Annotated in this window: 28 protein-coding genes and 1 pseudogene; 8 read left to right on the top strand and 21 right to left on the bottom strand. The window is 52.0% G+C overall.

Annotated features, from left to right (window positions below):
- Positions 1-2: 2 nt before the first annotated feature.
- Both AC0LWN_RS27965 and uptA read right to left on the bottom strand, forming a co-directional pair.
- The gene (locus AC0LWN_RS27965; protein ID WP_474671147.1) at positions 3-569 is read right to left on the bottom strand and encodes a thioredoxin family protein; all 567 of its coding nucleotides are present in this window, start codon (positions 567-569) and stop codon (positions 3-5) included.
- Positions 566-1,180, bottom strand: a complete 615-nt coding sequence (uptA, locus tag AC0LWN_RS27970) for an undecaprenyl phosphate transporter UptA (protein WP_474671149.1) — start codon at positions 1,178-1,180, stop codon at positions 566-568. The genes AC0LWN_RS27965 and uptA overlap by 4 nt, the downstream gene beginning before the upstream one ends.
- 261 nt (positions 1,181-1,441) lie before the next feature.
- On the opposite strand from uptA, the gene AC0LWN_RS27975 reads away from it, so the two are divergent.
- On the top strand, positions 1,442-1,753 hold the full coding sequence (locus AC0LWN_RS27975; RefSeq protein WP_474671151.1) for an autorepressor SdpR family transcription factor: 312 nt from the start codon (positions 1,442-1,444) through the stop codon (positions 1,751-1,753).
- Complete coding sequence (locus AC0LWN_RS27980) at positions 1,750-2,403, top strand: SdpI family protein (RefSeq protein WP_474671153.1); 654 nt, start codon at positions 1,750-1,752, stop codon at positions 2,401-2,403. Before AC0LWN_RS27975 ends, AC0LWN_RS27980 begins: the two co-directional genes overlap by 4 nt.
- 28 nt (positions 2,404-2,431) lie before the next feature.
- Here AC0LWN_RS27980 and AC0LWN_RS27985 read toward each other — a convergent pair whose 3' ends face one another.
- The 6 genes from AC0LWN_RS27985 to tnpA all read right to left on the bottom strand — a co-directional run bounded on the left by AC0LWN_RS27985 (position 2,432) and on the right by tnpA (position 9,334).
- Positions 2,432-4,660 (bottom strand): O-antigen ligase family protein, encoded by a 2,229-nt coding sequence (locus AC0LWN_RS27985; protein ID WP_474671155.1) that lies wholly within the window; start codon positions 4,658-4,660, stop codon positions 2,432-2,434.
- Between the two features lie 142 nt (positions 4,661-4,802).
- Positions 4,803-5,996 (bottom strand): class I SAM-dependent methyltransferase, encoded by a 1,194-nt coding sequence (locus tag AC0LWN_RS27990; RefSeq protein ID WP_474671157.1) that lies wholly within the window; start codon positions 5,994-5,996, stop codon positions 4,803-4,805.
- Between the two features lie 27 nt (positions 5,997-6,023).
- Complete coding sequence (locus tag AC0LWN_RS27995) at positions 6,024-6,827, bottom strand: PhzF family phenazine biosynthesis protein (RefSeq protein WP_474671159.1); 804 nt, start codon at positions 6,825-6,827, stop codon at positions 6,024-6,026.
- Positions 6,824-7,501: a DUF6483 family protein gene (locus tag AC0LWN_RS28000; protein ID WP_474671161.1), complete on the bottom strand. Its 678-nt coding sequence runs from the start codon at positions 7,499-7,501 to the stop codon at positions 6,824-6,826. The genes AC0LWN_RS27995 and AC0LWN_RS28000 overlap by 4 nt, the downstream gene beginning before the upstream one ends.
- Before the next feature lie 253 nt (positions 7,502-7,754).
- On the bottom strand, positions 7,755-8,927 hold the full coding sequence (locus AC0LWN_RS28005; protein ID WP_474671163.1) for an RNA-guided endonuclease InsQ/TnpB family protein: 1,173 nt from the start codon (positions 8,925-8,927) through the stop codon (positions 7,755-7,757).
- Positions 8,924-9,334 carry an IS200/IS605 family transposase gene (gene tnpA / locus AC0LWN_RS28010; protein WP_474671165.1) on the bottom strand — a complete coding sequence of 137 codons (411 nt, stop codon included), beginning with the start codon at positions 9,332-9,334 and terminating at the stop codon, positions 8,924-8,926. The genes AC0LWN_RS28005 and tnpA overlap by 4 nt, the downstream gene beginning before the upstream one ends.
- A 235-nt stretch (positions 9,335-9,569) precedes the next feature.
- Here tnpA and AC0LWN_RS28015 point away from each other — a divergent pair, with 235 nt between their 5' ends.
- The gene (locus tag AC0LWN_RS28015; RefSeq protein ID WP_474671167.1) at positions 9,570-10,859 is read left to right on the top strand and encodes an MFS transporter; all 1,290 of its coding nucleotides are present in this window, start codon (positions 9,570-9,572) and stop codon (positions 10,857-10,859) included.
- Between the two features lie 92 nt (positions 10,860-10,951).
- Here the strand turns inward: AC0LWN_RS28015 and AC0LWN_RS28020 are convergent, their stop codons facing one another.
- Positions 10,952-11,737 carry an alpha/beta fold hydrolase gene (locus AC0LWN_RS28020; RefSeq protein ID WP_474671169.1) on the bottom strand — a complete coding sequence of 262 codons (786 nt, stop codon included), beginning with the start codon at positions 11,735-11,737 and terminating at the stop codon, positions 10,952-10,954.
- Between the two features lie 119 nt (positions 11,738-11,856).
- The gene (gene yyaC, locus AC0LWN_RS28025) at positions 11,857-12,384 is read right to left on the bottom strand and encodes a spore protease YyaC (RefSeq protein WP_458966280.1); all 528 of its coding nucleotides are present in this window, start codon (positions 12,382-12,384) and stop codon (positions 11,857-11,859) included.
- Between the two features lie 147 nt (positions 12,385-12,531).
- Between yyaC and AC0LWN_RS28030 the strand changes: the two genes are divergently transcribed.
- Together AC0LWN_RS28030 and AC0LWN_RS28035 are read left to right on the top strand one after the other, a co-directional pair.
- Positions 12,532-12,756 (top strand): DUF1128 domain-containing protein, encoded by a 225-nt coding sequence (locus tag AC0LWN_RS28030; protein WP_458966281.1) that lies wholly within the window; start codon positions 12,532-12,534, stop codon positions 12,754-12,756.
- 115 nt (positions 12,757-12,871) lie between these two features.
- The gene (locus AC0LWN_RS28035; RefSeq protein ID WP_474671171.1) at positions 12,872-13,297 is read left to right on the top strand and encodes a YtxH domain-containing protein; all 426 of its coding nucleotides are present in this window, start codon (positions 12,872-12,874) and stop codon (positions 13,295-13,297) included.
- A gap of 86 nt (positions 13,298-13,383) precedes the next feature.
- On the opposite strand, the gene AC0LWN_RS28040 is transcribed toward AC0LWN_RS28035, so the two are convergent.
- From AC0LWN_RS28040 to AC0LWN_RS28075, 8 genes and pseudogenes are all read right to left on the bottom strand, one after another.
- Complete coding sequence (locus AC0LWN_RS28040; RefSeq protein ID WP_458966283.1) at positions 13,384-14,154, bottom strand: sigma-70 family RNA polymerase sigma factor; 771 nt, start codon at positions 14,152-14,154, stop codon at positions 13,384-13,386.
- Positions 14,151-14,603, bottom strand: coding sequence for an anti-sigma B factor RsbW (gene rsbW, locus AC0LWN_RS28045; protein ID WP_474671173.1), 453 nt, complete (start codon positions 14,601-14,603; stop codon positions 14,151-14,153). The genes AC0LWN_RS28040 and rsbW overlap by 4 nt, the downstream gene beginning before the upstream one ends.
- An 18-nt stretch (positions 14,604-14,621) precedes the next feature.
- Positions 14,622-14,960, bottom strand: coding sequence for an STAS domain-containing protein (locus tag AC0LWN_RS28050; protein ID WP_474671175.1), 339 nt, complete (start codon positions 14,958-14,960; stop codon positions 14,622-14,624).
- Between the two features lie 100 nt (positions 14,961-15,060).
- Positions 15,061-16,269 (bottom strand): annotated as a pseudogene (locus AC0LWN_RS28055) (response regulator); the annotation flags it as partial.
- Positions 16,270-16,496: 227 nt separating this feature from the next.
- The gene (locus AC0LWN_RS28060) at positions 16,497-17,372 is read right to left on the bottom strand and encodes a CheR family methyltransferase (protein WP_474671177.1); all 876 of its coding nucleotides are present in this window, start codon (positions 17,370-17,372) and stop codon (positions 16,497-16,499) included.
- Between the two features lie 89 nt (positions 17,373-17,461).
- Entirely contained in the window at positions 17,462-18,619 is a 1,158-nt protein-coding gene (locus AC0LWN_RS28065) for a PP2C family protein-serine/threonine phosphatase (RefSeq protein WP_474671179.1), read from the bottom strand.
- Positions 18,620-18,886: 267 nt separating this feature from the next.
- A complete protein-coding gene (locus tag AC0LWN_RS28070; protein WP_474671181.1) occupies positions 18,887-19,423 on the bottom strand; it encodes a hypothetical protein in 537 nt (178 codons plus the stop codon).
- A 37-nt stretch (positions 19,424-19,460) separates the two neighbouring features.
- Complete coding sequence (locus AC0LWN_RS28075) at positions 19,461-19,970, bottom strand: DUF948 domain-containing protein (RefSeq protein ID WP_474671183.1); 510 nt, start codon at positions 19,968-19,970, stop codon at positions 19,461-19,463.
- Positions 19,971-20,248: 278 nt separating this feature from the next.
- Between AC0LWN_RS28075 and AC0LWN_RS28080 the strand changes: the two genes are divergently transcribed.
- The gene (locus AC0LWN_RS28080; protein ID WP_474671185.1) at positions 20,249-20,626 is read left to right on the top strand and encodes a hypothetical protein; all 378 of its coding nucleotides are present in this window, start codon (positions 20,249-20,251) and stop codon (positions 20,624-20,626) included.
- 153 nt (positions 20,627-20,779) lie between these two features.
- On the opposite strand, the gene AC0LWN_RS28085 is transcribed toward AC0LWN_RS28080, so the two are convergent.
- Entirely contained in the window at positions 20,780-21,868 is a 1,089-nt protein-coding gene (locus tag AC0LWN_RS28085) for a C40 family peptidase (RefSeq protein ID WP_474671187.1), read from the bottom strand.
- Positions 21,869-22,083: 215 nt separating this feature from the next.
- Positions 22,084-22,953: a cation diffusion facilitator family transporter gene (locus AC0LWN_RS28090; RefSeq protein ID WP_474671189.1), complete on the bottom strand. Its 870-nt coding sequence runs from the start codon at positions 22,951-22,953 to the stop codon at positions 22,084-22,086.
- A gap of 137 nt (positions 22,954-23,090) precedes the next feature.
- Between AC0LWN_RS28090 and AC0LWN_RS28095 the strand changes: the two genes are divergently transcribed.
- Positions 23,091-23,276: a hypothetical protein gene (locus AC0LWN_RS28095; RefSeq protein WP_458966292.1), complete on the top strand. Its 186-nt coding sequence runs from the start codon at positions 23,091-23,093 to the stop codon at positions 23,274-23,276.
- Between the two features lie 97 nt (positions 23,277-23,373).
- Here AC0LWN_RS28095 and AC0LWN_RS28100 read toward each other — a convergent pair whose 3' ends face one another.
- On the bottom strand, positions 23,374-24,999 hold the full coding sequence (locus AC0LWN_RS28100; protein ID WP_474671191.1) for an ABC-F family ATP-binding cassette domain-containing protein: 1,626 nt from the start codon (positions 24,997-24,999) through the stop codon (positions 23,374-23,376).
- Positions 25,000-25,226: 227 nt separating this feature from the next.
- On the opposite strand from AC0LWN_RS28100, the gene AC0LWN_RS28105 reads away from it, so the two are divergent.
- The gene (locus tag AC0LWN_RS28105; protein ID WP_474671193.1) at positions 25,227-26,360 is read left to right on the top strand and encodes a virulence factor; all 1,134 of its coding nucleotides are present in this window, start codon (positions 25,227-25,229) and stop codon (positions 26,358-26,360) included.
- The last annotated feature ends 38 nt before the right edge of the window (positions 26,361-26,398 follow it).

Below are 26,398 nucleotides of genomic sequence, written 5' to 3' on the forward strand. Positions count from 1 at the left end.
TATTAAAATCCGGAGATCAGACTGCGCAGCTCTTTGGCAATTACTGCGTGTGATTCCGTTCCTTCTCCGTAGGCTTGCCCCATAGCCTTGCGTACTTCGGCGATTTTGCTGTCGTAACCGGCAGCCTCGCGGTCCGGGTTCTCACGCTTGAACGCGTTCATCAGCGATTGCACATGCTCCGGACGCGGCCCCCAGTGGCCCAGCACATAACCGCCGGTATCGGCAAAAATGACGATAGGTACGGCTCTTCCGCCCATAGTGAGGAAATCATCCATCACTTCCTGATTTTCTTCGAGTATCAGCACTTCGGTCTTAATTCCTGCCGTCTCCAGAATGCGGAATACAACCGGTACATTGCGAACAACATCGCCGCACCAATCTGCGGCCAGAATCAGTACACGCAGATCATCGCGGTGATTCAGGCTCTCAAAAAATTCGCGGTCTCCGCTGTCTTCCCAGGTGAATTGTTCATACCAGGATTCGAACGCCTGCTGATTCTTCGTCATGCCTTCAACGAACTGGCGCGGAGTCAGACCTTTACCATACTTATGGGCCACATTCTGCTTCATACTGCACTACCTTTCTTCTTGGATTTGTACCATTTGAACAGGAAGTAGATAACAATGATAGCAATCGCGGCAAGCAGCAGCTCACGGGTATACTTGGCAGCGACTTCATCAATCGTTTCCCATTTATCGCCAAGTGTATAACCTAAATATACAAAAAGCGTACTCCAAGGAATAACAGCCAGCGTAGTCAGCAGGGTGAATTTGCCCAGAGGCATGCGCGAGATCCCGGCAGGAACGGAAATGGCATGGCGCACAACCGGGATAAAACGCGCTGTGAAGATCACCCCGGTACCGTACTTGTTGAACCATTCTTCGGAATGGTCAATATGCTTTTTCTTGATAAAAATATACTTTCCGTATTTCTCCAGCACTGGTCTGCCGCCATATCGGCCGATCCAATACACAAATATTTGGGCAATGACCCCGCCAACCGTACCGAAGAGCACTGCGCCAATAAAATTAATATCTCCCTGCGAGACCAGATAACCTCCAAAGGCCAGTACAATTTCACTAGGAATAACCTCAATCATAAGCCCGATCATAATCCCAAAGTAACCAAGACTCTGAATCCATTCAAACAATTGCGAGATCAGATCAGAAATAACGTGCAAAATGCAGCTCCTCCTCCCGTTTATTTGCGAAAATCAGCTTAATGCCGCTTCCGCTCTATGTACCCAGCTTCTCCTAGCCTATTCTAGCATATGCGGGCTTACGACTTCTACTTAAGGGAATCTGAAAAAGACGGCTCTATCTAGTAAGCCGGGTTCAGTAAATGGTGCTCTATTCAGAGTGAAAAGCGGATTGACAATTATTTGCACCAACCATATTATATATTTAGATAATTATTTAAATATCGAAAGGCCGGGTGAGCAATGAACGAATCCTTCAAAGCGCTGGCAGATCCGACGCGTAGACAGATTTTACGGCTGCTGCGGGAGAAGGACCGGACCGCCGGGGAGATTGCCGAATATTTTAACATGTCCAAACCCAGTATCTCACATCATCTCAGCGCTCTGAAGCATGCAGGTCTCGTGCAGGACGAGCGGCAGGGGCAGTTCATTCTGTATTCGCTGGATACGACCGTACTGGAAGAGGTGCTCGGCTGGTTCCTGGAGTTGACCAGTACGGGAAAAGCGAGCGAACGGCAGGACATTGATGAAGGACATGGAGGTCGAGTAAAATGAAGAATTTTAAATGGAAATGGCAGGACACGCTGATTGTCATACTGGGCGTTCTTTCGCTGGGTTATGCACTGATCAACTATGGGAAGCTGCCCGATCAGCTTCCTGCCCAATTCAGTATCAGCGGAGAGGTTAATACTTACTGGAGCAAAGATTCGATTATCGCCCTCCTGGGTTTCATGGGACTAATCTTCCCCTTGGGGATGCAGTTCTTCCGCAATAACGATCCGAAGAAAGAGAACTACCTTAAATTCCCGAACGCCTACAAAATGATCCGTCTGGCTGTTGCGGCGGTGTTCGATGCAATGCTGGTGCTGACTGTCGCTCACGGTTTGGATAAAAATTTCGGGGCGGGCAAGTTTGCTATGGTCGCTGCAGGACTGCTGTTTATTGTAGTTGGTAATTATCTGCCGCAGATTAGAGACAATTATTTCACAGGCATCCGCACACCTTGGACGCTGTCCAGCCCGGAGGTCTGGAGGAAAACTCACCGCTTCTCCGGCAAGATGTGGGTGCTTGGCGGTCTGCTGATCGCAATGGGGGCCTTTTTGCCGAGAAGCATGTCCGTCAGTCTGATTATTGCCGCCCTGCTGATTGTCATCTTCCCGCCAGTTGTGTATTCATGGCTGATTTCGTCGCGGAGCAAGGCTTGAGAAGAAGGCGGGTAGAGCATTACATCTGTTACGGTTCAGGATCAATTGCTGCAGCCAAGCCGCTTGCAGAGCTGTTTTCCAGTCCGGAATAGTAAGCTTCCGCCCGCAACCTGCTCAACTTCAGGCCCAGACCTTCAATTTCCTTGGCGATTCCGAACCGGCGGTCATTATGCTCTCTCCCTTTGCTGCTGTCATTTGCGCTCAGCAGACGGTACTGCCGCAGCAGCTCCATTCCGGCGGCGGCACTTTGGAATGCTCCCTCCCGATCGCCCGCCTTCATCCTGCGAAGGCTCATATTGAGCATTCCTTTCACCGCCTCTTCCCGCTTAACGGGATTAAAGACATCCAGCCGCAGGCTTCTACGAACCCGGTACAACGCCGTACCGGGATTATCACCTTGCAAAGCCCGCTTCGACAACTCCCATTGCAGGAGAGCACTCTCCGGTGTATACCTCAGGCTCTCAAGCAGCAGTACTGTCCCCTGCTGATCCGGGAGCAGCCGGGATAAAAGAGCAGCCGCCCTCGGGTCAAGGGGATTCCATTGCAGCGATTGCTGAAGCAGGGATGCTCTTTCTGAAGCCTGCGGCGCCACGATTGCCTGCTTGTAAAACTCCCTCCCTTTCATCGCGTGCAGAGACATCATAGCGAGTGTCAGGCTCAAACCGCAGGCTATAGCCATCATTGCAATATGCCGCATAGCCAAACGGTGCTGCGGCATGCTGCGTGGCTCGGCTGTTGCGCACTGGGCGGTAGCCGAGTTTGCTGGCTCAGGAGGTACAATTCTGACTCCTTGTGCAGGTGCAGCAGATGCTCCGTGCAGCGCTTCTGCACGGGCGAGCGCCGGCAGCAGGAACAGCAGCAGCCACGTGAGGCCGTAGCTCCAGTCGAAATCGACTGCGCCGTGCAAGGCGATGACGAGCAGCGGTGGCAGCAGCCTCGGCGAGGCCATTGCCACCAGCCAGCCTGCCGCCGCCAGCAGCAGCAAGGCGGCAGCCAAACCGACCACTCCCGCGTTAAGCAGGAGGTCGAGGTAACCGCTGTGCACCTGGCTGCCTACATAGGGGCGGGACTGGGCGGCGTGATACGCGCTCCGCCAAGTCTCGCCCCCGCGCCCCAGCCAGGGCACTTCCGCCGCGAGCTTCCAGGCATCGCGGTACATCAGCCCGCGAGCGTTGACCGTCGGCGACGGTCCGGTAATCCGCTCGCGTACCTGCACAAGGACGGCGCTGCCCGCCGCCGTCCAGACTGCCGCCGCCAATGCCAGCTTGGCGGCAGCCCCCACCCCCGCCGCGCCCGGCCGGCGGCGGCACAGCAGCGCGCCTGCCAGCAGCGCGCAACCCCAAAGCCCGGCCAGCAGAAGCAGGCCGGGCAAAGGCTCTACCGCCAGCCCGGCATGGGCTAGCTGGCGGTACAGCAGCGCCGCGCCGGCCACGGGCGCGGCTCCGGCAAGAAGAAGCGGCGCGCAGAGCCGCCGCTTCCAGAGCAGGGCTGCGGCGCTGGCGCAAGCCGCAGCCAGCCACGCGCCGCGCGACTCGCTGAGCAGCAGCGCGGCGGCGTAGGGGAACAGCGGGAGCGTGCGCAGCAGCAAGCGCTGTTCCCCGGCCCTTTCCATGCGGGCAGCGGCGGCGAATAGCCGCTCCAGCAGGAAGACCGCCATCACCGCGCCAAAGGCGTTCGGATACTGGAGCAGCCCGGCCAGCCGCGCACCTGTGGCACTGACTTCCGGGGATTGGCTGTAAGCAACGGCATAGGGAAGATTCATCCCCCCGCATACAGCAAACAAAGCGCTTAAGCTGATAGTCATCCCCAGCAAATGCCAGACTGCCGCGAGCAGCCGTCCGCCCCAGCGGTTTCCCGCACAGTAATATGCAAGGATAGCAAAAGTGGCATAGAAGCCCCAGCGCAATATTTCATTCAGTGTTCCCTGCAGGGATATCGGCCCGCGCAGCCATGCGGCAGCATAAAGGATAAGGATCGCCAGCGGACAGCACAGCATCAGCAATTCCGCTTTTCCCGGCACAATACTGCGGCCCATATTGGCTGCCCCCTCTGCCCTCTTGTACAGCCCGGCCACAGCCAGCCTCCAAAGTGCAAGAGCCGCGCACAGCATAAACCATGAGGTTAGAAACAGATACATCTCCTCAGCAAAAAACAACCCCCGCAGCAGACAAGCCGCCGCAGCGGCTGCAAATACCGCCCCAGCGTACACAAATATGGTTGCCTGCTCCAAGCCCCTCTGCCGTTTATCCAGCTCCACCCGAATTACCCCTATACGAATCAAGTTATCTATAGTATCTCCAGATTTCACCAGAACCAGAAGGGGAACGCAAACAGGACGGCCCGCCTCCGCCAGGGAAGCAGCCGTCCTGCAATCACGTTAACGTATTAAGTTTGCAACATCAGATTTGTACAGCTTTGCCGGCTGGCAGAAGATCGGTGCAGGCACGTTCGAGATACGGCTTTGCACCAAGAAAATCACGGAATGCGCTGTATTCGCGCCATTTGGCCGCGTTGTCTCCGGCTGGGCCTTTGACAGCACGGATTAGAATATTCTTCGGCGTATGCTCCAGGTCAATGAACTCCAGCAGTTGTGTGCGGTAGCCCATTAGATCGAGCAGCTTGGCCCGGATGGCATCCGTAGCCAGAGCGGAGAAACGTTCCTTCAGAATACCATGCGACAAAAGGGGATTCAGCACCTCGCTCTCAATCTGGGCAAACAGCTCATGCTGGCAGCAAGGGACCGACAGGATTACCGATGCGCCCCAGCGGACCGCTTTTTCCAGTGCGGCATCAGTTGCTGTATCGCAGGCATGGAGCGTTACGACCATATCGACCTGATCCAGCTCGTTGTAATCGGCAATATCGCCGACCAGGAACCGCAGCTGATCGTAGCCAAGCTTGGCCGCAAGCGCACTGCAATGCTCGATGACATCGGCTTTGAGATCAAGTCCGACAATATTCAGCTCCCGCTGCTCGCGGACGGCCAAATAATGATACAGCGCAAAGGTTAGATAGGACTTGCCGCAGCCAAAATCCACAATGGTCAGCGGACGGCCGGCCGGCAGATCGGCAAGCACATCCTCCACCATCTCCAGAAAACGGTTGATCTGGCGGAACTTGTCGTATTTTTTGGCCAGCACCTTGCCTTCATTATTCATAATGCCCAGCTCTACCAGAAACGGCACAGGCACTCCTTCATCCAGCACATACTGCTTGCGGCGGTTATGGGCCAGATTCGGCGCTTCCTGCTTGGTCGGCGATTTGGTCAGGATGGATACCTTATACTTTTTGCTGATCAGCACTTGATAATCGGCCTCTACGGTACAGAGCAGCCCTTGCCGGAACGTCTCTCTCAGCAGTGACATCAATTCTTCCGCCGCGGCCTCAGCCGGGATATTGCGGTGTTCGACCTTAGGGCCGATATAATAGGCGAACTGATAATGCAGCTTGCCCTTTAATTCTACGGGTTTTACCTGAACCTTGGTGAAGGCGGCTTCGCCTTTGCTGCGCAGCTGGCTCAGAGTTGCCGTAATCAGAGTGCGGCTATTGATGACTTGTTCAATCAGAGTATTCAAAGCTTCCACAGGGTACATCTCACTTTCGCATATAAAAATGAATTGTCATTTCACATGAAACTGTCCGCTGACGACAGTCACAGCCCGGCCCGACAAGGTTACCAGCTCCGGGGTAACTTCCAGCAGCAGCGTGCCGCCACGAGATGAGGCTTGATACGCAGTTAAGTGCGTGCGGCCCAGTCTGGCAGACCAATAGGGTGCTAACGCGGAATGCGCGGACCCGGTGACGGGATCTTCATTCACACCAACCCCTGGTGCAAAAAAACGCGATACAAAATCGACATCTTCGGGCTCACTCTCCGCCGTTACGGCGACCGCTCGTGGCGGAAGCTTGCCGAGCAGCGCAAAATCCGGGCTCAGCCGCCGCACAAGGCTATCATCCTTCAACCGTACCAGCACGTTGTCGGCATAAGCCAAGGTTTCCAGCACATCATCTTCGTTAATGCCCAGCGCTTGCGCCAATCCGGCAATCGGGCCAGAGGGTACAAGCTCATACGGCGGAAAATAAAGCGAAATCAACTGATCGGATTGTGTCGCCCGCAGCAATCCGCTGCGGGTGTAGAATTTCGCCTCTTCGCCTGAAGCAAGCCGTCCGGTTTCCCACAGTACATGCGCGCTGGCCAGTGTGGCATGGCCGCACAGGTTGACTTCAACGGCAGGCGTGAACCAGCGCAGCCGGTAGCCGTCCTGCTCCGGCCAGAGAAAGGCCGTCTCAGACAGATTCATCTCCGCCGCTGTCTGGGCCATGAAGGCCTCAGGAACAGGTCCGTCCAGCAGGCATACAGCAGCGGGATTTCCGGCAAATGCGCGATCTGTAAAAGCATCGACGATAAATATTGGCGTGCTCAAAGGGTCTTCGCCTCCTTGCTTAGCTCAGAAGTAAGCCTCCTCCACTCTTCCAGGCCTTGTCTGACCTCTTCCGCAGGGAGACCGCCGCGTTCCAAATCCTCCGCTGGCTTCAGCAGCAGCCGTTCATACAGCTCTTTCCCTTCCGAAGCTACAGCTTCTCCATGTTCCCACAGCCGGTACAGACTGTCCTCTGCCTTGGCATAACGGCCCAAGGATTCCATATAGGTCAGCAGCAGCCGTTCCGTCTTCGCCGGAAGCATATATTCCTGGGCCTCCTGCAGGAGCTCGTCTATTTCCTTCGTCATTTCCATCAGCTCGCGGTCAGCACCATGAAGATCGGCATACAAAAACAGATGCAGCGACCGCATGGCTCTGAACAAGGCCGCGTCCTTATCCCCCGCCGCAGCGTAAATGGAGCCTTCTTCCTTGAGCAGACGCGCCACGCCTTGAAGCCTGTCGGATTCGACCACGCCTCCCAAAACATACATATCAATGATATCCTCCACGGAGAGTGAATTCAAAAGCCGGGAATTCAAGCGAAAATGCCGGTTCAGCAGCTCATCAACCTCCCATAAGGCTTCTGTCGTTTTTTTCTCCTGCTTAAGCGTGAGCACCTTGGCAACCATCGCCGTCATATCCTCAATCATCCGTACGATGTAATCTCTTCTGAACATCCTGTTCTCCCCTCTCCTTGGCTAACGAACTTTTCAATACCCACAACGTTTCCCTTTGGACTCATCATGAACCTCCCCTGCTTACGCTTCGCATAGAAGTAGGGGTTTCTTACCAGGCATACCGTTACTTTCTGCAAACAAATAGGTTGGCTACTTGCTTTCGCTGCCAGAAGCGGAAATCTAACGGTATGGTTCAGTAAGCAACACTTTTGCAAGTGGGTGGGGAACTCACCATCTACTACTTTTCGCTAAACTAAGCGATCCGTAGATACTTGATCGATTTCGTTTCGCCCAAATATCGGATTTCTCCATACAGATACTTGGACAATATTCCTTTGCTTCCATGAACATCCCGATGTTCTTTATAGCCGCAGGAACAGGTATACTTTCTTGTAGAAGTCTTTTTTCTTCTACCGCAACAAGGACATTGTTGACTCGTGTAGCTTTCATCCACCGACTTCACGCTTGTTCCATGTTCTTCTAATTTGTATTTGAGTTGTTTCCGAATCTTGCCGAAGCTCCAATTGGATAACTTTTGCGAAACGATTTTCCTTTTCTTCTTTTTCGTATGACGCTCTACGCCTTCCACTTGGCCAATCACCACTTCTCTGACCTCATTTTCCGCGCACCACTGCACAAATTGTTTGGTTGTTTTATGAATGACATCATGGAGTTGGCGTTCGCTTTTGCTGAGTATGTAGGTTTTGGCTCTCTTGTACTTTTTCCATTGCCGACTGCCTTTTTGGCATTTGCTCATAAGCTTCTGGATCTCTCCCAGCTTCTTGTTTCGAAACCGATGAATGCTTCTTGCTTTTCTTCCCGTGATAATGATCGACTTGTTTGCGGTGGTCGTTGCCGCGATCGAGTGGATTTCGCCCAGATCCACTCCTGCAACCTCGCTGCTCTCGTTTACCTTTGCCACTTTCCCATCCTCATAGCAAATCGAAACCATGAGTTTTCGGTCATACACCAGTTCGATTTCTTTGATCTCGTCGGCACCCGGCAACTTGGCAACGATGATCTGAATCGGTCGCTGGCGCTTGCCGTTTTGGATACCCAGACTTAATTGTATCGTGTTGCCCTCTATTTTGAACGATTTGCCTACCCATTTTGTGTTGAAATTCGTCTTGTTTTTGTAGGGGTATTTGGTATTCAGGCCCTGGCGGTTAGCTTGCTTTGCGCTATCTCTGGCAAATAGATATTTATGACAAACCGCCTGTACAGACTGTGAATGCAGGGAGAACTGATTTTTTAAGGCGGCTTGAAGTTCTGTTTTTCCAATCCATTTTCCATCATGCTGCAGGGAATAGTTCTTTGCGATAGACAGACACTGGTTCCAGATTTCGGCTGAGATCCGGTTACACGCAAACAATCTGTCCAGGTCAGTTTTGGACGTTTGAAACGCTGTTTTGACACATCGGATCACTCCGCTTTCCCCTCCTTCCCTTGATTCTCAATATAGGTTTTCAATACTTCCAGAGGTGCACCGCCTACGGTAATCAGACAGTAGCTTTGCGACCAGAAATATTCTTTCCACAATTTCTTTTTTACAACGGGGAAATCTTTCTTAATCAGACGAGAACTGGCACTTTTATAGGCGTTGATAAATTTGGATAGTTCCGTGTTTGGATGCGCCTTGAAAAGCACATGAATATGATCGTGGTCGTGATTCCATTCACTTATCGTAATACGATAGTTTGCTCCTATCCGTTCAAAAACGCTTTTTGCATACTGGGAAATCTCATCCGTCAGCACCTTTCTGCGATATTTGATACAAAGTATGAGATGGTAGTTTAAGGAGAACACTGAATGATTATTTGAGTCTAACTTCATCAATACACCAACCTTATATCTAACTAAGACTGATTATATCAAATTACCATAAACCAGAGCAATCAGAGCTTCCAGGCTTCACCTGGCCGCTTAAACCATTCCTTGGCTCTGCGCCACTTGCCGCATCTTCTGAAGCAGGAAATCCAGGGGTTAATCCAAATGTTCATTGACAAAAAAATACAGGGTAAAATATACTGAACACACTTCAATCTGTATTCGGAGGTGAGGTCCCAGGATGATCCCGGAGAGCACCTCTGAACAAGCTAAAGGCAACCCGCTGCGCAGCTATGCCGCACCTTTTGCCAAATCACGGGCCTTTCCTTTACTATGGCTCGGACATCTGATTTCCTTCCTGGGAAGCTCGGTAACGATGGTGATTCTGCCCGTTCTGGTGTATTCCCTGACTGGCTCTACTACAACAATGGGCTTCGTAATGGCGGTATACATGCTGCCTAATGTAATCATGCTGCCGATTTCCGGGCATATTGTAGACCGCTACGACCGGGTGAAAATTATGATGCTGGCGGACATTTTCCGTGCCTTCATCATGCTCCTGACGGCTGTGCTCTCACTGTCCGGACTGCTCACCATCCCGCTGCTGCTGGTATTGGTCGGCTGCTACGGTTTACTTGACGGCCTATTCCAGCCTGCTTACTCCGCAGTCCGGGCCACCGTATTTACCCCGGATATCCGCATTGCCGCCAATTCCCTGACGCAAATGACTACACAGACCATCCGTCTGATCGGCCCCGTACTCGGCGGGCTGCTCATTACCCATCTGTCGGCAGGCGTCGGCTTTGGGCTGGATGCGTTTACCTACTTGTTCTCGCTGGTCTGCCTGATCCAGCTTCGCAAAGTTCTCGTCTCCCGATTACAGCAGCCAGTGCACTCCCACGCAGCTGCTGAAGCCTCCTCCACCCCTCACTGGAAGGAGGACTTCAAGGAAGGGATTGCCGTGTTGCGCAGCCATCCCTGGCTCTGGATTACGATTCTGGCCTTTTCTTTCATTAACATTTGCTATGCCGGCATAAGCAGTATTCTTGTGCCTTGGCTCTTTAAGGTTCATCATGGCTGGGAACCTTACGTATACGGGCTTGCCGTCACCTTCTCCGGTGTCGGTGCTATTGCGGCAGGGCTGCTGTTCGGCATGAAGAACAAGTGGAGTCACCGCGGAAAAATGGCTTACGGCGGGGTCTTTGTAAGCGGGCTGGCTATGTTCCTGCTGCCCTTTGCCCCCTCTGCTGCAGGTGCGGTCGCCTTGTTCGCCCTTGAGGGGTTCGGTCTGATGATCTTCGGCTTGATTTGGGAGATCAGCCTGCAGGAGCTCGTTCCGCAGGAAGCCTTTGGACGCGTAGCCAGCCTGGACTTGCTTGGCTCATTCGCACTCCTGCCGGTAGGCTACATTCTGGTAGGCTGGCTGGCCGATCTTATAGGGGGCGTAGCAACCATCTATATTTTTTCGGGACTGTGTATGGCCTGTGTTGCTCTTGTGCTCTGCATTCCGGCTATCCGCAAGTTTCAGTGAGCAAAAAAGAAGCAGCCTCGCCGGATTCGGCGGAAGCTGCCTCTTTTGCATTATTATCACGGGCTTATAACAGCTCCGCCTATCTCATCTGATTATTTCCTAACCGCTGCATGTACGAAATCCTTGATGATTTCAGCCAGGCGTTCCGGCGCTTCGTACATACTCATATGACCTACTCCGGGAATAGTCACCTGGCTCACATTCGGATGATTCGAGGTGAAGATCCGTTCGGGGGATACCTTGCTGTCCTCTGCACCGGCAACAAGCAGCACCGGCAGTACGGTGGCTGAGATGACGTCACGGCGGTCGGGACGCTCACGCATCGCCATCGCGGCGCCTACCGCCCCTTGGGGAGGTGTTCTATAGCCGATCTCCTTCGCACGCTCCAGCAGCTGCGGAGCAGCGCCTGCCGCAAAAAGCCCGGGAATCAGCCCATCCACGAACGCGAAAATCCCTTCATTCTGAATTGTGCTCACACTCTTCAGCCGGTTCTCCTTAGCCTCCTCACTATCCGGGTAGCCGGTAGAATGAACCAGCCCGAATCCCTTCAGACGGGATGCATAACGCTGGGCAAAGGAAAGAGTGACATATCCGCCAAGGGAGTGTCCAAGCAGGTAGCACCCGGAAATCTCCAGCGCGTTCAGCAGAGCCAGCACATCATCGGCCATCTGCTCCACACTGTAAGCCCCAAGCGGAGCATCCGAGCCTCCGTGGCCGCGCAAATCCAGAGCAATCACCCGATAATCGCCGCTAAGGAGCGGAATAACCTGCTCCCAATAGCCAGAGCTTCCACAGAAGCCGTGCAGCAATACAATTACCTCACCTGCGCCCTGATCACTGTAACTAATATTGTATCCCTCATAACGAACATTTTCCATGACGGCTTCCCTCCTTCTATAGAGTAGCTAACTGCACTCGAGCAACCAGGATGATCCGTGGTTTGAGACGGTTTGCTTGTCTACATTATTTAAGCAGAATTGTCTCTTTTGAAACGCTCTCAAGAATTCAACCCGAACCCGGCTGCCGCCGCTGCGGCAATTTGCCCGGCCATGACCATCACTCTGTGCAGCGGAGTGGTCTGCAAAGTCCGGTAAGGCCGCGGACCGTTCAGATCGACGATCGCCGCAATACTGTAATTCCCCACTGCCGGCAAGGACAAGCCGACCGACTGCGCCGGCCGGAGCGGACCTTCAGCCGCCAAAAAAGCTCCGAGTGCAGCCGGTGGCCCCAGGCAAGCATCAACAGCAATAATAAACTGCCCTTCGGGAATCTCCGCTATCCGCAGAGCCAGATTATCCGCGTCACAAGGGGACGGCAGCGTACCGCTCACATGCGGAAAGCCGTGCTCCACCAGCCGGCTGCCGGTCAGTGGTCCAAGCGCATCGCCGGTGGACCGGTCTGTTCCGATGCAGAGAAACGTAATTTGCTCCAGCGGATGCCTGGCAGCGATCTCCCGGAAGAAGGAGACCAGCCCGGAAGCATCCATTTTACTGCGTTTTCTGCTCTCCTGCTCCCTGATTGCCAATGCCCTCTCTCCCTTCAGCTAGTGAAACCTAATGAATATTTTCTCTAATTTAACATGATTCCAGCGGAGCAGACAAAAAAATGGTGTTTGCCTTCATAAACATGATAGAATATTTGAACTAATATACAGAGAGGACTGTTACACCTAATGGATCTATCCCAGCCTACACAGGAAAATGTTGAATACATGATCGAGGGCATCAAAAGCAAGCTGAAGATGGCAAGTGCGGCAGCCATGCAAGCCTCTGCCTTCCCGGTAAGCAACTACGAGGATATACGCGATATTTATGAGGTGGCTATGGGCAGTGACAGACTGAGCATCGCACAGGTTGAGGCACTGGTCTCTGAGCTTGGCCGCCTGCGCCAGAAATAATTGCTGCCCTGAGCAAGAGCGCCTTGATGTTTCAGCTTTTGCACCGACGTTTATATACCAAGTAAGAACTTTAAGCCATTCTGAAATACAATAATCTTATAAGGAGTGATCCGCGATGAATAAGGCAGAACCGGAAATTCCGGTAGAGAGCGGAAGCCCATTCTTGAAAGGGATTGTTATCGGAAGCTTGCTGGGCGCTGCCGCAGCGCTGTTGTTCGCACCAAAGCCAGGCCGTGAAGTACGGGGTGAGTTGTCGGATAAATTCTCGGCAGCTACGGACAAAACGAAAGAAGTCGCCGGTGTCGTAACTGATAAAACCAAAAGCATCGCCATTGCCGCTCAAGAAAAGGCTGCGGATTTAGCCAGCAGTGTATCCGCCAAAGCCTCCGACATCTTCACTGCCGTCAGCGACAGCAAGCAGCAGATTGCCGCAACTCTGTCGGACTCGGGCACAGCAATTGCTGATACCGTCAGCGATGCAGCGGATGATGTCGTGTCTATCGTACAGAATGCATCCAAAGAAGCAGCCGATCGAGCATAATTCTCAGGTACAACCCATAAAGGACATGCCTGACCCTGACCGGGGAATAAGGCATGTCCTGTTTGTATGTTCATCTATTAGTTTCATCAGTAGGAGGAATTAGCCATAATCTGCTTCAGCTTTTCTGTAGCGCGCTTCTGAATCCGGGAGACGCTCATTTGCGATACCCCAAGCTTCTGGGCAATCGCCCGCTGCGACTCTCCATCCTGAAAGGCCAGCAGCAGCACCTGCTGCTCCTGCTCTTTAAGCTGCCCCAGCGCCTGCTGCAGATCCATGCGTTTCTCCACTGTCTCATAGTCATTTGCTTCAGAACTGATCAGTTCACCAAGCGTGGCACCTGTCTCCTCTTGCGAGAGCGGAGAATCGAGAGATACATAATGATAGCATTCTCTTCCCGCCAGCACCTCCACTGTCTCTTCCACCGTAAGATCAAGATACTGGGCAATTTCCTCTATCGCAGGCGAGCGTTCGAGTCTGATGATCAGTTCATCAATAGCCTGCTGCACAAGGGCGCCCTTCTCTTTAATCCTTCTAGGAACCTGTATGTACCAGGATTTATCCCGCAGGAAATTTTTCATATGTCCGATCATGCTTTTCATAGCGTAGGGCTCGAAGGGTATTCCCAGACTGATGTCGTATTGCTGGAGCAGTCTGATTAACGCCATCTGTCCTACCTGGTACAAATCCTCATACAAATCAGGACGATTGCGGGCGATTTTGCCTGCAGCCATCTTCACCATCGGCTCATATTTGCGAAGCAGCACCGTTGCAATTTCATTGTCTTTGGTCTGCTGGTATTCGCGGATCAGGCTTACCGCCTCGTTCGTGGACTCGGGGGGAGTCACTTTTTCGTTCATACTTTCTCCTCGCTGAAATTAAGCCGCTTAGTCAGGGTAACGGCCGTCCCTCTGCCTGCTTCGCTCACAACGTTAACATCATCCATGAGCGCCTGCATTAAGTAAAATCCAAGCCCGCCTACTTGAACGTCACTCAGCTCTTTATCATGCAGCGTCATGCGTTCTTCGGATGTATCCAAACCGTCAAAGCTCTCCCCTTCATCTTTGACTGTAATGGACAAGGCACTTGTTCCTACTTCAAAGATTACATCAACCAAGCCGTCTTCCTGGCCGTAAGCATACAGGACGGAGTTGTTACAGGCTTCAGACACAGCAACCTTCATATCCTCAATATCCTCGTACGTGAACCCCATCTTCGAGGCAATTCCATATAAATTCAGTCTGACGATATCGACATAATCTGCACTCGCAGGTAACTGAAGAACTACTTTTTGCACGTCATCACTCATCCTTATTTCGATCCTTTCCTAGTGGGAATTCTCTTGGGGGGCAAAAAACTTGGAAATTCCGGTCATATCAAATAGCTTCTGGATTTGCGGCGGAACCTCCGCAACTGTAAACTTAACATCCATTCCATGTCTTGCTTTGAGAATCGAGAGCAGAATGCCGATACCGGTGCTGTCGATATATCTCAGATCCTTCAGATTCATGACAAGATCAAGCCCTGTATCTCCTACGAGCGGCTCCATAACCAGACGAAAATCGGGAGCTACCGACAAATCAAGCTCTCCCACTAGGTAAACCGTACATACACTGCCTTCAGTTTCGGTTTTTGCATGGAACTTTTCGCTTTTATTTGCATTCATAGACAATCTCTCCTGATAAATGTTTTCTTTACCAATAACCCTAAAGGCGCATTATTGAAACAAAAACTACGACATTGTGCTTAGTGGATCATGCATTTCCTCTTGCCGTTTCCTCCTCCGGAATCATTGCCTGAATCGTAAATACGAAAGCCGCACCCTTTTCCTCAGTAGATTCTACCCAGATATCGCCGCCCATCATCCCGACAAGGGATTTGCAGATGGCCAGCCCCAGACCCTTTCCGCCATATTTGCGGGACATAGAAGAGTCTAGCTGGGAGAACGGCTGAAACAAACGGTCGCATTTCTCCGGGGAAATTCCGATGCCTGTATCCTTGACGGTAAATTCGACCGTAAGCCTATTATCAACTGCCGGGACACTAGAAGCAACCAGGTAAACACCGCCTTGGTGGGTGAATTTCACAGCATTCGCCATCAGATTGATCAAAACCTGACGCAAACGGACCATGTCTCCATTAATAAGCCTAGGCAGCTTATGATCAATATAATAAGACAGCTCCAGATTCTTTTTGCCTGCTTCGGCAGAAAACAAGCTGAGCACCTCTTCAATCGTGTTCTGCAACTCGAAGGGCTGCTCTTCCATTTCTATTTTGCCGGACTTCATCTTGGTGAAATCAAAAATATCGTTAAAAACGGTAATTAGTGTATCGGCACTTTTACGGATAATTTCCGTATATTCCTTCTGCTCGGGAGCAAGCTCTGTCTCCATCAGCAGGTCAATCATGCCCACTACACCGTTCATCGGCGTACGAATTTCATGGCTCATCATCGCCAGGAACTCCGTTTTGGCTTTGGCGGCGAGCTCCGTTTCTTCCTTGGCTTTGATCAGCTCAGCGTTAATTCTCTCCAGCTCCTGCGTTTTTTGCTGCAGCAGCATGGATTGCATCTGATGTTTCTTGGCAGTCAGGTACATATCTACAAAGCCTTTAATTTTGGACTTTAGAATCTGCGGAATAAAGGGCTTGACCATATAATCAATCGCACCAGCAGAATATCCCGCAAATAAATGCTCTGCATCCTTGCTGTTTGCGGAGATGAAAATAATCGGGATATCCTTTGTTTTCTCTCTGGCTTTGATCAATTTGGCGGTTTCAATGCCATCCATACCCGGCATCTGCACATCCAACACAATCACTGCGAATTCATATCTTAACAGACACCGCAGCGCTTCTTCGCCGGAACCCGCTGTGACAAGCTTATAATGCTGGCTCTCAAGCACTGCCTCCAGCGCCAGCAGATTCTCAGGACGATCATCGACAAGCAGTATATGAATCGGTTCTTGAAACCCCATTTGGCCCCCCCTAACCCGTTATTGTATAAGTTGAACTTTAGATTTTTATATAAGGATCTGGTCGTTACTCCGGGGAATGTTTGGACTTCCGGCCGCTGCCCGCCTGCAGATTTCTTCAATTGTACCGCTGTTCGCGGTTGAAATCCGCAGACAAAGGCGGACGCTTCGCTCCGTAAGTATCCAAACTTCCCCTCCGCACTCCTACCTTTTTTATAATTTTTTCAAGTTCAGCTTATATGCATCTTACGGTATATTTTTTCCACTGTGTCCATAGGCTCATAGCTGTCACTGTGTCTGGTGAAATGAATGGATTCCTTGGAACCAAGCACCAGAACTCCTGACTGGCTGAGACTCTCATAGAACAAGCCGTGAACATGATCCCTGAGTTCTTCGTTGAAGTAAATCATCACGTTGCGGCAAAAGATTACATTGAATTCATTAAACGAGGTGTCTGTCGCCAGGTTATGCTCTGCGAAAATAATGTTTTTGCGCAAGTAAGGCTGCAGAACCACCGAATTGTATTTCGCTGTATAGTATTCGGAGAACACGCGGGTACCGCCCGCCTCCATGTAATTCCTGGTGTATTGCCTCATCTTGCCGATCTCGTATACGCCTTCCTTAGCCTGCTGAAGCGAGCGGGCGTTCATGTCTGTGGCATAAAGCTGCGCCTTGTCGTACAGCCCTTCCTCATGCAGCAGGATGGCCATGGAATATACTTCTTCCCCGGTGGAGCACCCGGCATGCCAGATCCGAATGTGGGGACAGGCTCGAAGCAGCGGGATCACTCTCTCACGGAAGGTGGAGAACATCCCGGGGTCCCGAAACATCTCCGTCACAGGGATGGAAAGGCTGTACACGAACCGCTCAAAGCAGCCGCGGTCATGCAGCACCTTCTCCTGCAGCGCGGATATGCTTCGCACATTCTCGGCATGCACATGATGCCAGATCCGCCGCTTGAGTGAAGGCAGCGCATAATTCCTGAAATCATATCCATACAGGCGATGCACTCCGCTCAAAAGCAATTCAATTTCAATCTGCTCAAGCTCCTGAACCCTTCCGGCTTGGGCGGATGGCTCTGCGTACCTACGCTCCATAGCTGTCATGTTATCAAGACTCCCTGGCACTGCCGTATTTCCGGACCGGTTGTTATTAGTACTGTAAGACTATTACCCAAAAACTATGCTTACGAATACTACTCCTTCAATGAAATCCATACCAGGCATTTGTCGTCATCCCGCTCCAGATTAGGAACATCCTTTAAGAAAGCCGCACGCATGGCCTCTTCCTGCCATTCATGTCCTTTATTCAAATGTCCGACCATAAATTCAAGCTGCTCTTCCTGCCCGCCTTCCGTCATTTCCAGCAGACCGTCCGTGTACAGCACCAAATGCCCCTCATCCTTGAAGGTCAGACTCTGCGTCTGGATATCAATAGTGTCAAATAAACCGACCGGATGGCCGTTGCTCTCCAGCAATATCGGCTCTGCAGCATTACCCTCGAACAAGAGCCCTGGCGGATGACCGGCATTTACATAATCAATCCGCTTGAGCCGGGTATCAATGACGAGATAAATCGCCGTGAAGTAGTATTGGACCAATTGCTTCTCAATGTAGAGCTGGTTGAACCGCCTGTTCAGCTCCTGAATGACCTTCTCAGGCTCCACATAGGTTGTTACTGTATCCTTAAGCACGGATGCCAGGAACATGCAGAACAGCGATGAGGAAATTCCGTGTCCCATCATATCCAGCAAAATGACAGCATACCGTCCGTCTCCAAGGGGATACCAGGCATATAAGTCGCCCGCCAGTTCAAACGAAGGCTGGTAGAGGGCATGCACTTCAAATGCCTCTTCCTTCAGCGGCTGGCTAAGCACCGCATTCTGCACCATAGCGGCCAGCTTCAGCTCATCCTGTATCCGCTGATCCCGCTCCTTATGCCAATCCTTTTCCCGCTTCAAACGTAGCGCCAGGCGGATGCGGGCCATCAGCTCCACCTTGTTAATCGGTTTGGTCACATAATCACCTGCGCCGGCATCCAGCGCCTCCGCCAATTTTTTGGAATCTCCAACGGCAGTGACCATAATAATCGGGATATCCCTTAGATGCTCATATTGCTGGACAACGCTGCATGCTTCAATACCGTCCATTTCCGGCATCATCATATCGAGCAGAATCAAATCAATATTAGGCGGCCGCTGGCCTGCGGCTTCGCTGTCCGAACCGATGCCAAGCAGCTTCAGCATTTCTTTGGCAGAGGCTGCAGTTGCAAAATCCCGGTAGCCTTCTTTTTTCAGAATTTCACGGATAATGATGACGTTAGTTGGATTGTCGTCTACGATAAGAATTTTCAAACCTTTTCACCCCGCACAAATTGAGTCTTAATCTTACAACCCGCAAGTCTTTCTATAGCTCTATCATACGATATCTGAACAACCTCTTTCCACGCAGCAGCATACCCCGGATGAAGTCCTTACTTTCGTACTCAACAAAGTAACCTCCAGCCCCACTGCAGGTAGTGGGACTGGAGGTTACGCTATTGGACTATGGACTCTCCATGCACACAACACCATAAAGCGGAACGTTCTTTCATTAACCTGTTTTGCAGAGCATGAAACGCCTTATGAGGAATTCCCGTCAAACAAATCTATGCCGTCCCATTCACCGGTCAGCGCATTGCGGTACACCTTCAGTGCAACGTTTCCTCTCATATATACGTCCCCGTCTTCAGCAACAAAATCAGGGGTGCCCAGCATTTCAGAAAGATTGTTCCTTAGCGGATCAATCCGTTGCCCATTCAGCCGGAGTCCGAATTGCCCGGCCTGGGCGGGGGTCACGTGCACATAGAGCACGGCATCTTCACAAACTCCGGCCGACAGCTCGGCATAATGGTATTCCTGACAGCCCTGCCAGGGATCAGGGGTGATCGTAAGCGGAGAACCCTTGACCTGGAGCAGTTCTTCCTTGGGCATGTACAGCGACACACCCGCAAGAGAATCAAAGCTGCTGACGTAGGGGCTGACATTCTGACTGTGCTCAAAAGCCGGCACGACGGCCGGATATGAATCATACAAAGCGGCAGGAGCCGCCTCCTTTTGCGGAGATGCAGATAAATAAGGAGAAAGGAGACTCAGCAATAGAAGAATAACATTCATCATTACATCCCGCCTTTCATATTCTGCTTCTACCCTCCGGTTACTTGCGGAACTTCTGCCAAATAGCGGCCGCAGCGTCTACGCCTTTCAGCGCCACTTCTATTCTTCCTGAGGATTTCTTGGCATATACGGTATCGGAAGAGCTGTCAATGCGTTCTTCGGGTGGAGCCAGCGGTGCTTTTGCCACAGGTACAGCAGCTTTCCCCTTCTCCTTCTGCTCCCGCGATTTCCGGTATTTCTCAATCACCGTGACCGATACCTGCTTGACGGTAAGCGTCAATTCATTCATGACATCACCGAGGTTTTTCACGGAATCCACGATGGGATCAATCTTTTGAATTTTGCCCTGAACGTCTGCGGTAATATCATTGGCATGCCTGACCGTAGTTTTCACCTCATACGTAAGCTCATCAATCGTTTTCTGAACCTCCGCCAGAGTCTGGCTGACCTTCTCAAGAGAATCCTTCGCTGATTTCAAGGTAGATATCAAAAAGTAAACAAGTATGGCAAATGCGATAGCAACGAGTGCAACGCTAAGTTCAATGATCATTTCCACAACCCCTTCCACATCCTAATGTCCGCTTGTGCTGCTGTATTACTGCATAGTTACCCTTACCTCAAAATGCCGAAACAATATGTCAACCGCCTAAAGAACCGCCCCCCTATATCTTATTCGCCATGCACAAAGTATAGGCCTTCCTCTCTTCCTTGTCGTGCGCTAAAATAAGAGAGTTTGGTTCATCATGTTCCATTTTGTTTACATGCTTAATAACACAGCAGGAACATAGAGAAACATTCCACAAAATCCAGGACTTGGAGGAATATCAGATGAAAAAGCTAATCAGTTTCGCAGCAGCAATGAGTATTGCGGCTTCTTTTTCCGCAACGGCTCTGGCCGACGAAGTAACCGGTACAGTCACAGGCACGTCAACGGTAACAAGCAGCACTTATAGCAGCACATTCGATACTATAATCACCCAGGCAGATATCAAACCGGCAACGCCGGTAATTATCCTGACCACAGCAACCCCCTTCTACTTCGCCATGGGCAGCGCAGCTCCTGCCGGCTGGCTCGGAGTACAAACTGTGGATACCACAGGGGTTGTTATGACCGACAGTGCGGGCAATGAATGGAGAGAAGTGTACACTTGGCTGGGTACAGCATGGATCAAGATCGCTGCATCCTCCCATGTCATTACTCTATAAGACTAATCTGTAAGATTATCAGAGAAAACAGAAATAGAGGCTATCGCTTCAGCAGAATCCTTCCACTGAAACGGTAGCCTCACATAACACCCGCCCTAGTTCACCCGTCACAAACATGTACTGCTGTCGCTTCCTGTCTCTACAATCTTTATATTAGCGGATAACCGAGCCCCCGTAAAGGAAACGATTCATCCAAGAAGCGCTTAATTTGTCTACTTTCACACCGCCGGAGGCTACGGAATAGGTATGCAACAACTGCCCGTCCCCCAAATACATGGCTACATGCGTAATTCTTGCCGTTGATTTGTCGATCCCGGCATAAGCGGCCGTCGAGGTTCCTTTATAATCCATAAAGAACATCAGATCCCCGCGTTTCAGACCGGAAATGTCGGTCACCACCGTGCTGTTCATCTTAATCCAATCCCCCTGCTGCCGCGAATCGGCAGGCAGTCTCAAATTGGCTGCATCCATGAAAATCTGCCGGATGAAATCCGAACAGTCGAAAGTGCTCGTATCGTTGCGGCTGGAACCGAACTCATAAGGAGTTCCAAGATAGCCCATGCCTGCAGCAATTACACTTTCAATTACAGCGGCCTGTGATGGAGGCACAGGTACCGGCGCCGGTGAAGGCGTTGGTATTGGAGTTGGTATTGGAGTTGGAGTTGGAGTTGGTGTTGGAGCCGGAGCCGGAGAAGGCGCTGCCCCGTTCACTGAAATGTACTGCTCCGCGGAACTGGTATAGCCGACATTGCCATTCGCAGTTCTTACCTTGTACCAATAGCTGTTCGTTGTTTCCAGGATTGTTACTTGATCACCTTTGTTCATATAGCCCAGCACCTGCCCGCTGGTAGAAGGCAGATCGCGGAGACGGACGTTTGCCTGAATAACGGCAGTTTGTGCTGCTGAAGCATTGGCCACGTTGATATACTGCTCTCCGCTGCTTGTGTATCCAACAGTGCCGTCTGCTGTTCTTACTTTGTACCAATAGCTGTTCGTTGCTTCCAAAATCGCCACCTGGTCGCCTGTATTCAGATATTTCAGAATTTGGCCGCTGGTGGATGGAGTATTGCGCAGGCGGACTGTTGAGACAATCACACCTGTCTGCACTGCGGATGCTGTAACAGCCGAACTGGAAGGCACAGAAGCAGCAAAAACCTGCTGTGGATTGGATACTCCCAGAGATACTGCAAGCGATGCCGAGACCAGTAACGATGCTGCAAACCGCCTATGTGATATGATCATAGCGTTCCCCCGCTTAGCATAATGAGAAATTCAACAACGATGCGCGCTTTCGTTAGTTGTTTTCTGCCCTCATTATAGGCTTACCCGGGAATTGGAACATGCCCCAAATTTCACAAATAAGCTTGCCACTTTATGGTAGCATACAGGTCTATAGTCTCGATTCCTCCTTATATTTGGTTGAAATTACAGCGAACTAGGAAAAAACTAAGGTTAACCTACGGCTTTGGCTCAATATGGACCTGCACATTCATAGTGTTATGCAGCTTGCTCATCCGGTCTTCAATGGAATCGCTGATTGCATGGCCTTGCATGACTGTAATATTGGCATCTACCTCCACAACCACATCGACCAGCACATGATTTCCGTGTACGCGGGCTTTTACATCCTTGATGCCTTCCACACCTGGGGTCCGGGCAATCGTGCTGCGCAGATCCAGAAGCTTATCCTCGTCAAAACCATCAGTCAGCCGGTATGTCGCATCGCGGAATATATCCCATGCCGTCTTCAGAATCAGCAGCCCGACAGCCACGGCGGCGGCCGAATCAATCCAGGGCAGCCCGAACTGCGCACCGGCGATGCCGACCGCCGCTCCTATACTGACCATCGCATCCGAAAAATTATCCTTCGCTGCAGCCATCAGCGCACCGTTGTTAATCTGTCTGGCGAGCCGCTTATTGTATATATATACACCCATCATGGCTACGGCACACACAAGCGCGACTCCGGCTGACCATAGCTGGGGCACTGCCTTGGCGCCTTCGAACAGAGAGCGTACCGCTTCAACAACCACTTGAATTCCTACCATCGCCATAATAAAAGAAGCGAGCAGCGCAGCTACCGTCTCGGCGCGGAAATGCCCGTAGGGATGATCGGAATCCGGCGGCTTGCGCGAGATCCGCAGACCGATCAGCACCGCAAGCGAAGCGACAATGTCCGTCAGGTTGTTGAAGCCGTCTGCAAGCAGCGCGCTGGATGCAAATACATAGCCGCAGATAAGCTTGAATGCAGACAGAATAAGATAGGCAATGATACTGATCAGAGCCCCACGTTCGCCTTTGCGTATATCCTCATAGATATCAGCCAATGCCTACACCCCCATGTTGATTTTCATACTGTTCCCGAGCTCCGGCAAATCATTCTTTGAATTATTCTTGCCCTTGTGGCAGCATTTAAAAACCATTAGAATGTAGGAAGGACTTGCTACCTAAGGGGGTTAACAATATGAGCGAAAACACTGAAAAGGGCAAAATCAACCTAGCGGATGCCATCCGTCAAAAGCTGGAACAGAAGAAGCAGCAAACTTCCTTGAGGCCCGGGTCTTCATTTCAGGCCGGTTCTGCAAAACCGCTGAAAAGTCAAAACAACAAAAAGCCCAACAACCAGCGCCGTCGTACCGGCGGATCATAGAATGAACTTGAACATAAACGGCTGCGTTATCCCTTTCGGGACGACGCAGCCGTTTCCATATGAACTCATGTCCGTTCAATGCTCTTATATATGGTTCTTATACTTCTACGGGATACATACGCGCACGCATTTCCTTAATCTCCGGATTCTCCAGATACTCATCGTAAGTCATGGTACGGTCGATAACCCCAGCCGGAGTGATTTCGATGATGCGGTTCGCAATCGTCTGGATGAACTGATGGTCATGGGAGGTGAACAGGATGGTGCCGTCGAAATCAATCAGCCCATTGTTCAGCGCCGTGATGGATTCCAGATCCAAGTGGTTGGTCGGTTCATCGAACACAAGCACGTTAGCCCCGTTCAGCATCATCTTTGCCAGCATACAGCGAACCTTCTCTCCCCCGGAAAGCACGCTCGCCTTCTTCAGCGCCTCTTCTCCGGCAAAAAGCATCCGGCCCAGGAATCCGCGCAGGAAGGTTTCATCCTGATCCTTGGAGTACTGGCGCAGCCATTCCACAAGGTTCAAGTCAACACCGTCGAAGTATTCAGAGTTGTCTTTTGGAAAATAAGCTTGGGTTGTAGTTACACCCCAGGAATATTCACCGGCGTCGGCTTCCTTCTCGCCCATGATCACATCGAACAGCAGCGATTTCGGATGTGAATTTGGACCAACAAAAGCGATTTTGTCGCCTTTGTTAACCACAATGCTGAATTCATCCAGCACCTTCTCGCCTTCAACCGTAGTGGTCAGGCCGGTGATCGTAAGCAGCTGCTTGCCCGCTTCACGCTCAGGCTTGAAGTTGAGGAACGGATATTTGCGGTTCGACGGGCGGATATCGTCCAGTGTAATCTTCTCCAGCTGCTTCTTACGGGAGGTCGCCTGCTTCGACTTGGAGGCATTGGCCGAGAAACGCTGGATAAAGGCCTGCAGCTCCTTGATCTTGTCTTCCTTCTTCTTGTTCGCGTCACGCTGCAGCGCTTGAGCCAGCTGGCTGGACTCATACCAGAAGTCGTAGTTACCGACATACATCTGGATTTTGCCGAAATCAATGTCCGCAATATGCGTACATACTTTGTTCAAAAAGTGACGGTCATGGGATACGACGATAACAGTACCTTCGTAATCCATGAGGAAGTTCTCCAGCCAGCCGATGGATTCCAGATCCAAGTGGTTGGTAGGCTCATCGAGCAGCAGGTTGTTCGGACGTCCGAACAGGGCCTGTGCGAGCAGAACGCGGACCTTCTCGTTGCCGCTGAGTTCGGCCATTTTTTTGTCATGCAGCTCACGCATAATACCCAGACCAATCAGCATCGCTGCCGCGTCAGGCTCGGCATCCCAGCCGTTCAGCTCGGCGAATTCACCTTCAAGCTCACCGGCGCGCAGGCCGTCGGCTTCGGAGAAATCGCTTTTGGCGTAGAGCGCATCCTTCTCCTTCATGATGTCATACAGGCGGGTATGCCCCATGATTACCGTTTCCAGCACCGGATATTCATCGTACTCGAAATGGTTCTGCTTCAGCACTGCCAGCCGTTCTCCCGGGGTCATGTGGACTTCACCGGTGTTGGCTTCAATCTCGCCGGACAGGATTTTCAGGAAGGTCGATTTACCGGCGCCGTTAGCCCCGATGAGGCCGTAGCAGTTGCCGGGTGTGAATTTTATGTTTACATCTTCAAATAGTGCGCGTTTTCCGTAGCGGAGTGTTACGCCGCTTGTACTGATCATTAAGCATTACCATCCTTTTCACTTAGGTTTCCGGCTCATTATAGCATAAAATCAAGGGAAAAACCCCGCAGATCGCCCACAAAATATAGTAATGCATACAAATTGTACGTATATGGCGTCAGGCCACCCTACAGGGAGAGCCGCTCTTTTGTTTCAATGCCGGAAATGCGGTAAAATGCGGGTAAAGTACTTACGGTGACAATACCGTTCAAAGGGGAGCTAAGCGTATGAAGATCACTTTTATTGAACCGACTCCAAGTCCCAATACGATGAAGCTTCATCTGAATGAAAGTCTGGAGCCTGGAGTACGCCGAACCTATACGCCGGAGAGCCAGCGGTCCGCTCCTGCCTGGGCGCGGGAGATGCTGACGATACCGGGTGTGACCAGCATCTATCATGCTGCCGATTTTGCCGCGCTGGAGCGCAGAGGCAGCGCCGACTGGGCCGCGATTCTCCGCGAGGTCCAGGCCCGCTTCGGTGCAGAAGGCCTGAGCACGGACTTCAGTCTTGGTGACGAGAATACCGGGGCCCACTTCGGGGAATCCCAGGTATTCGTGCAGATGTTCCGCGGCATCCCGATTCAGATCCGCGTCAAAACCGGCGCGAGTGAGGAGCGCATCGCCCTTTCCGCCCGCTTCGCGCAGGCGGTGACGGATGTGGCCAGCGCCGTACTGATCAAAGAGCGCAAGCTCACCGATTACGGCGTGCGCTACGGCGAGCCTCCCGAGATCGCGCGGGAGGTCGAGCAGGAGCTTGAAGCGGCGTATCCGCAGGAACGCCTCGACTCCCTCGTGCAGCAGGCCATCGCGCACGGAACCGGCGGCGAGTTCGTCGAGCAGCGGCAGAAGAAAAATCAGGACGAGCTGCTGCGAGACCTGAAGGACGGGGACTGGCGCGTGCGCTACGCCGCGCTGGAGGATCTCGCGCCGACGGCAGAGCTCCTGCCGGAGCTGCGCGAGGCGCTGCACGACCCCAAGCTGCATATCCGCAGGCTTGCGGTCGTGTACCTGGGCGACATCCGCACGCCTGAGGCGATGGAGCTGCTCTATGAGGCGATGGCAGACAGCGCCCCTGCGGTGCGGCGCACCGCGGGGGATACGCTGTCCGACATCGGCGATCCGGCGGCGACACCGGTGATGACGGCGGCGCTGACGGACAAGAGCAAGCTGGTCCGCTGGCGGGCGGCGCGTTTTCTCTATGAGGTCGGCACGGCCGAAGCACAGGATGCGCTCAGCATCGCGGCGGACGACCCGGAATTCGAGGTCGGCCTGCAGGCCAAAATGGCGCTGGAGCGCATTGCATCCGGCGAAGAGGCTGCCGGAACCGTCTGGCAGCAAATGTCCGAGCGCCGGAGAAGCTAACGCCAATCTGCCGTAAATTGTCATTGCTTAGACCGCCA

This window comes from Paenibacillus sp. sgz302115, assembly GCF_056120445.1.

Bases quoted from the DNA above. Each gene is read 5' to 3' on its own strand.
- AC0LWN_RS28040 (WP_458966283.1), bottom strand. From the start codon at position 14,154: ATGAACGAAAAAGTGACTCCCCCCGAGTCCACGAACGAGGCGGTAAGC.
- AC0LWN_RS28075 (WP_474671183.1), bottom strand. From the start codon at position 19,970: ATGATCATTGAACTTAGCGTTGCACTCGTTGCTATCGCATTTGCCATA.
- AC0LWN_RS27965 (WP_474671147.1), bottom strand. From the start codon at position 569: ATGAAGCAGAATGTGGCCCATAAGTATGGTAAAGGTCTGACTCCGCGC.
- AC0LWN_RS28095 (WP_458966292.1), top strand. From the start codon at position 23,091: ATGAGCGAAAACACTGAAAAGGGCAAAATCAACCTAGCGGATGCCATC.
- AC0LWN_RS28080 (WP_474671185.1), top strand. From the start codon at position 20,249: ATGAAAAAGCTAATCAGTTTCGCAGCAGCAATGAGTATTGCGGCTTCT.
- AC0LWN_RS28100 (WP_474671191.1), bottom strand. From the start codon at position 24,999: ATGATCAGTACAAGCGGCGTAACACTCCGCTACGGAAAACGCGCACTA.
- AC0LWN_RS28070 (WP_474671181.1), bottom strand. From the start codon at position 19,423: ATGATGAATGTTATTCTTCTATTGCTGAGTCTCCTTTCTCCTTATTTA.
- AC0LWN_RS28035 (WP_474671171.1), top strand. From the start codon at position 12,872: ATGAATAAGGCAGAACCGGAAATTCCGGTAGAGAGCGGAAGCCCATTC.
- AC0LWN_RS28085 (WP_474671187.1), bottom strand. From the start codon at position 21,868: ATGATCATATCACATAGGCGGTTTGCAGCATCGTTACTGGTCTCGGCA.
- AC0LWN_RS28105 (WP_474671193.1), top strand. From the start codon at position 25,227: ATGAAGATCACTTTTATTGAACCGACTCCAAGTCCCAATACGATGAAG.
- AC0LWN_RS27980 (WP_474671153.1), top strand. From the start codon at position 1,750: ATGAAGAATTTTAAATGGAAATGGCAGGACACGCTGATTGTCATACTG.
- AC0LWN_RS28015 (WP_474671167.1), top strand. From the start codon at position 9,570: ATGATCCCGGAGAGCACCTCTGAACAAGCTAAAGGCAACCCGCTGCGC.
- AC0LWN_RS28000 (WP_474671161.1), bottom strand. From the start codon at position 7,501: ATGTTCAGAAGAGATTACATCGTACGGATGATTGAGGATATGACGGCG.
- AC0LWN_RS28020 (WP_474671169.1), bottom strand. From the start codon at position 11,737: ATGGAAAATGTTCGTTATGAGGGATACAATATTAGTTACAGTGATCAG.
- AC0LWN_RS27975 (WP_474671151.1), top strand. From the start codon at position 1,442: ATGAACGAATCCTTCAAAGCGCTGGCAGATCCGACGCGTAGACAGATT.
- AC0LWN_RS28050 (WP_474671175.1), bottom strand. From the start codon at position 14,960: ATGAATGCAAATAAAAGCGAAAAGTTCCATGCAAAAACCGAAACTGAA.
- AC0LWN_RS28060 (WP_474671177.1), bottom strand. From the start codon at position 17,372: ATGACAGCTATGGAGCGTAGGTACGCAGAGCCATCCGCCCAAGCCGGA.
- rsbW (WP_474671173.1), bottom strand. From the start codon at position 14,603: ATGAGTGATGACGTGCAAAAAGTAGTTCTTCAGTTACCTGCGAGTGCA.
- tnpA (WP_474671165.1), bottom strand. From the start codon at position 9,334: ATGAAGTTAGACTCAAATAATCATTCAGTGTTCTCCTTAAACTACCAT.
- AC0LWN_RS28030 (WP_458966281.1), top strand. From the start codon at position 12,532: ATGGATCTATCCCAGCCTACACAGGAAAATGTTGAATACATGATCGAG.
- AC0LWN_RS27990 (WP_474671157.1), bottom strand. From the start codon at position 5,996: ATGTACCCTGTGGAAGCTTTGAATACTCTGATTGAACAAGTCATCAAT.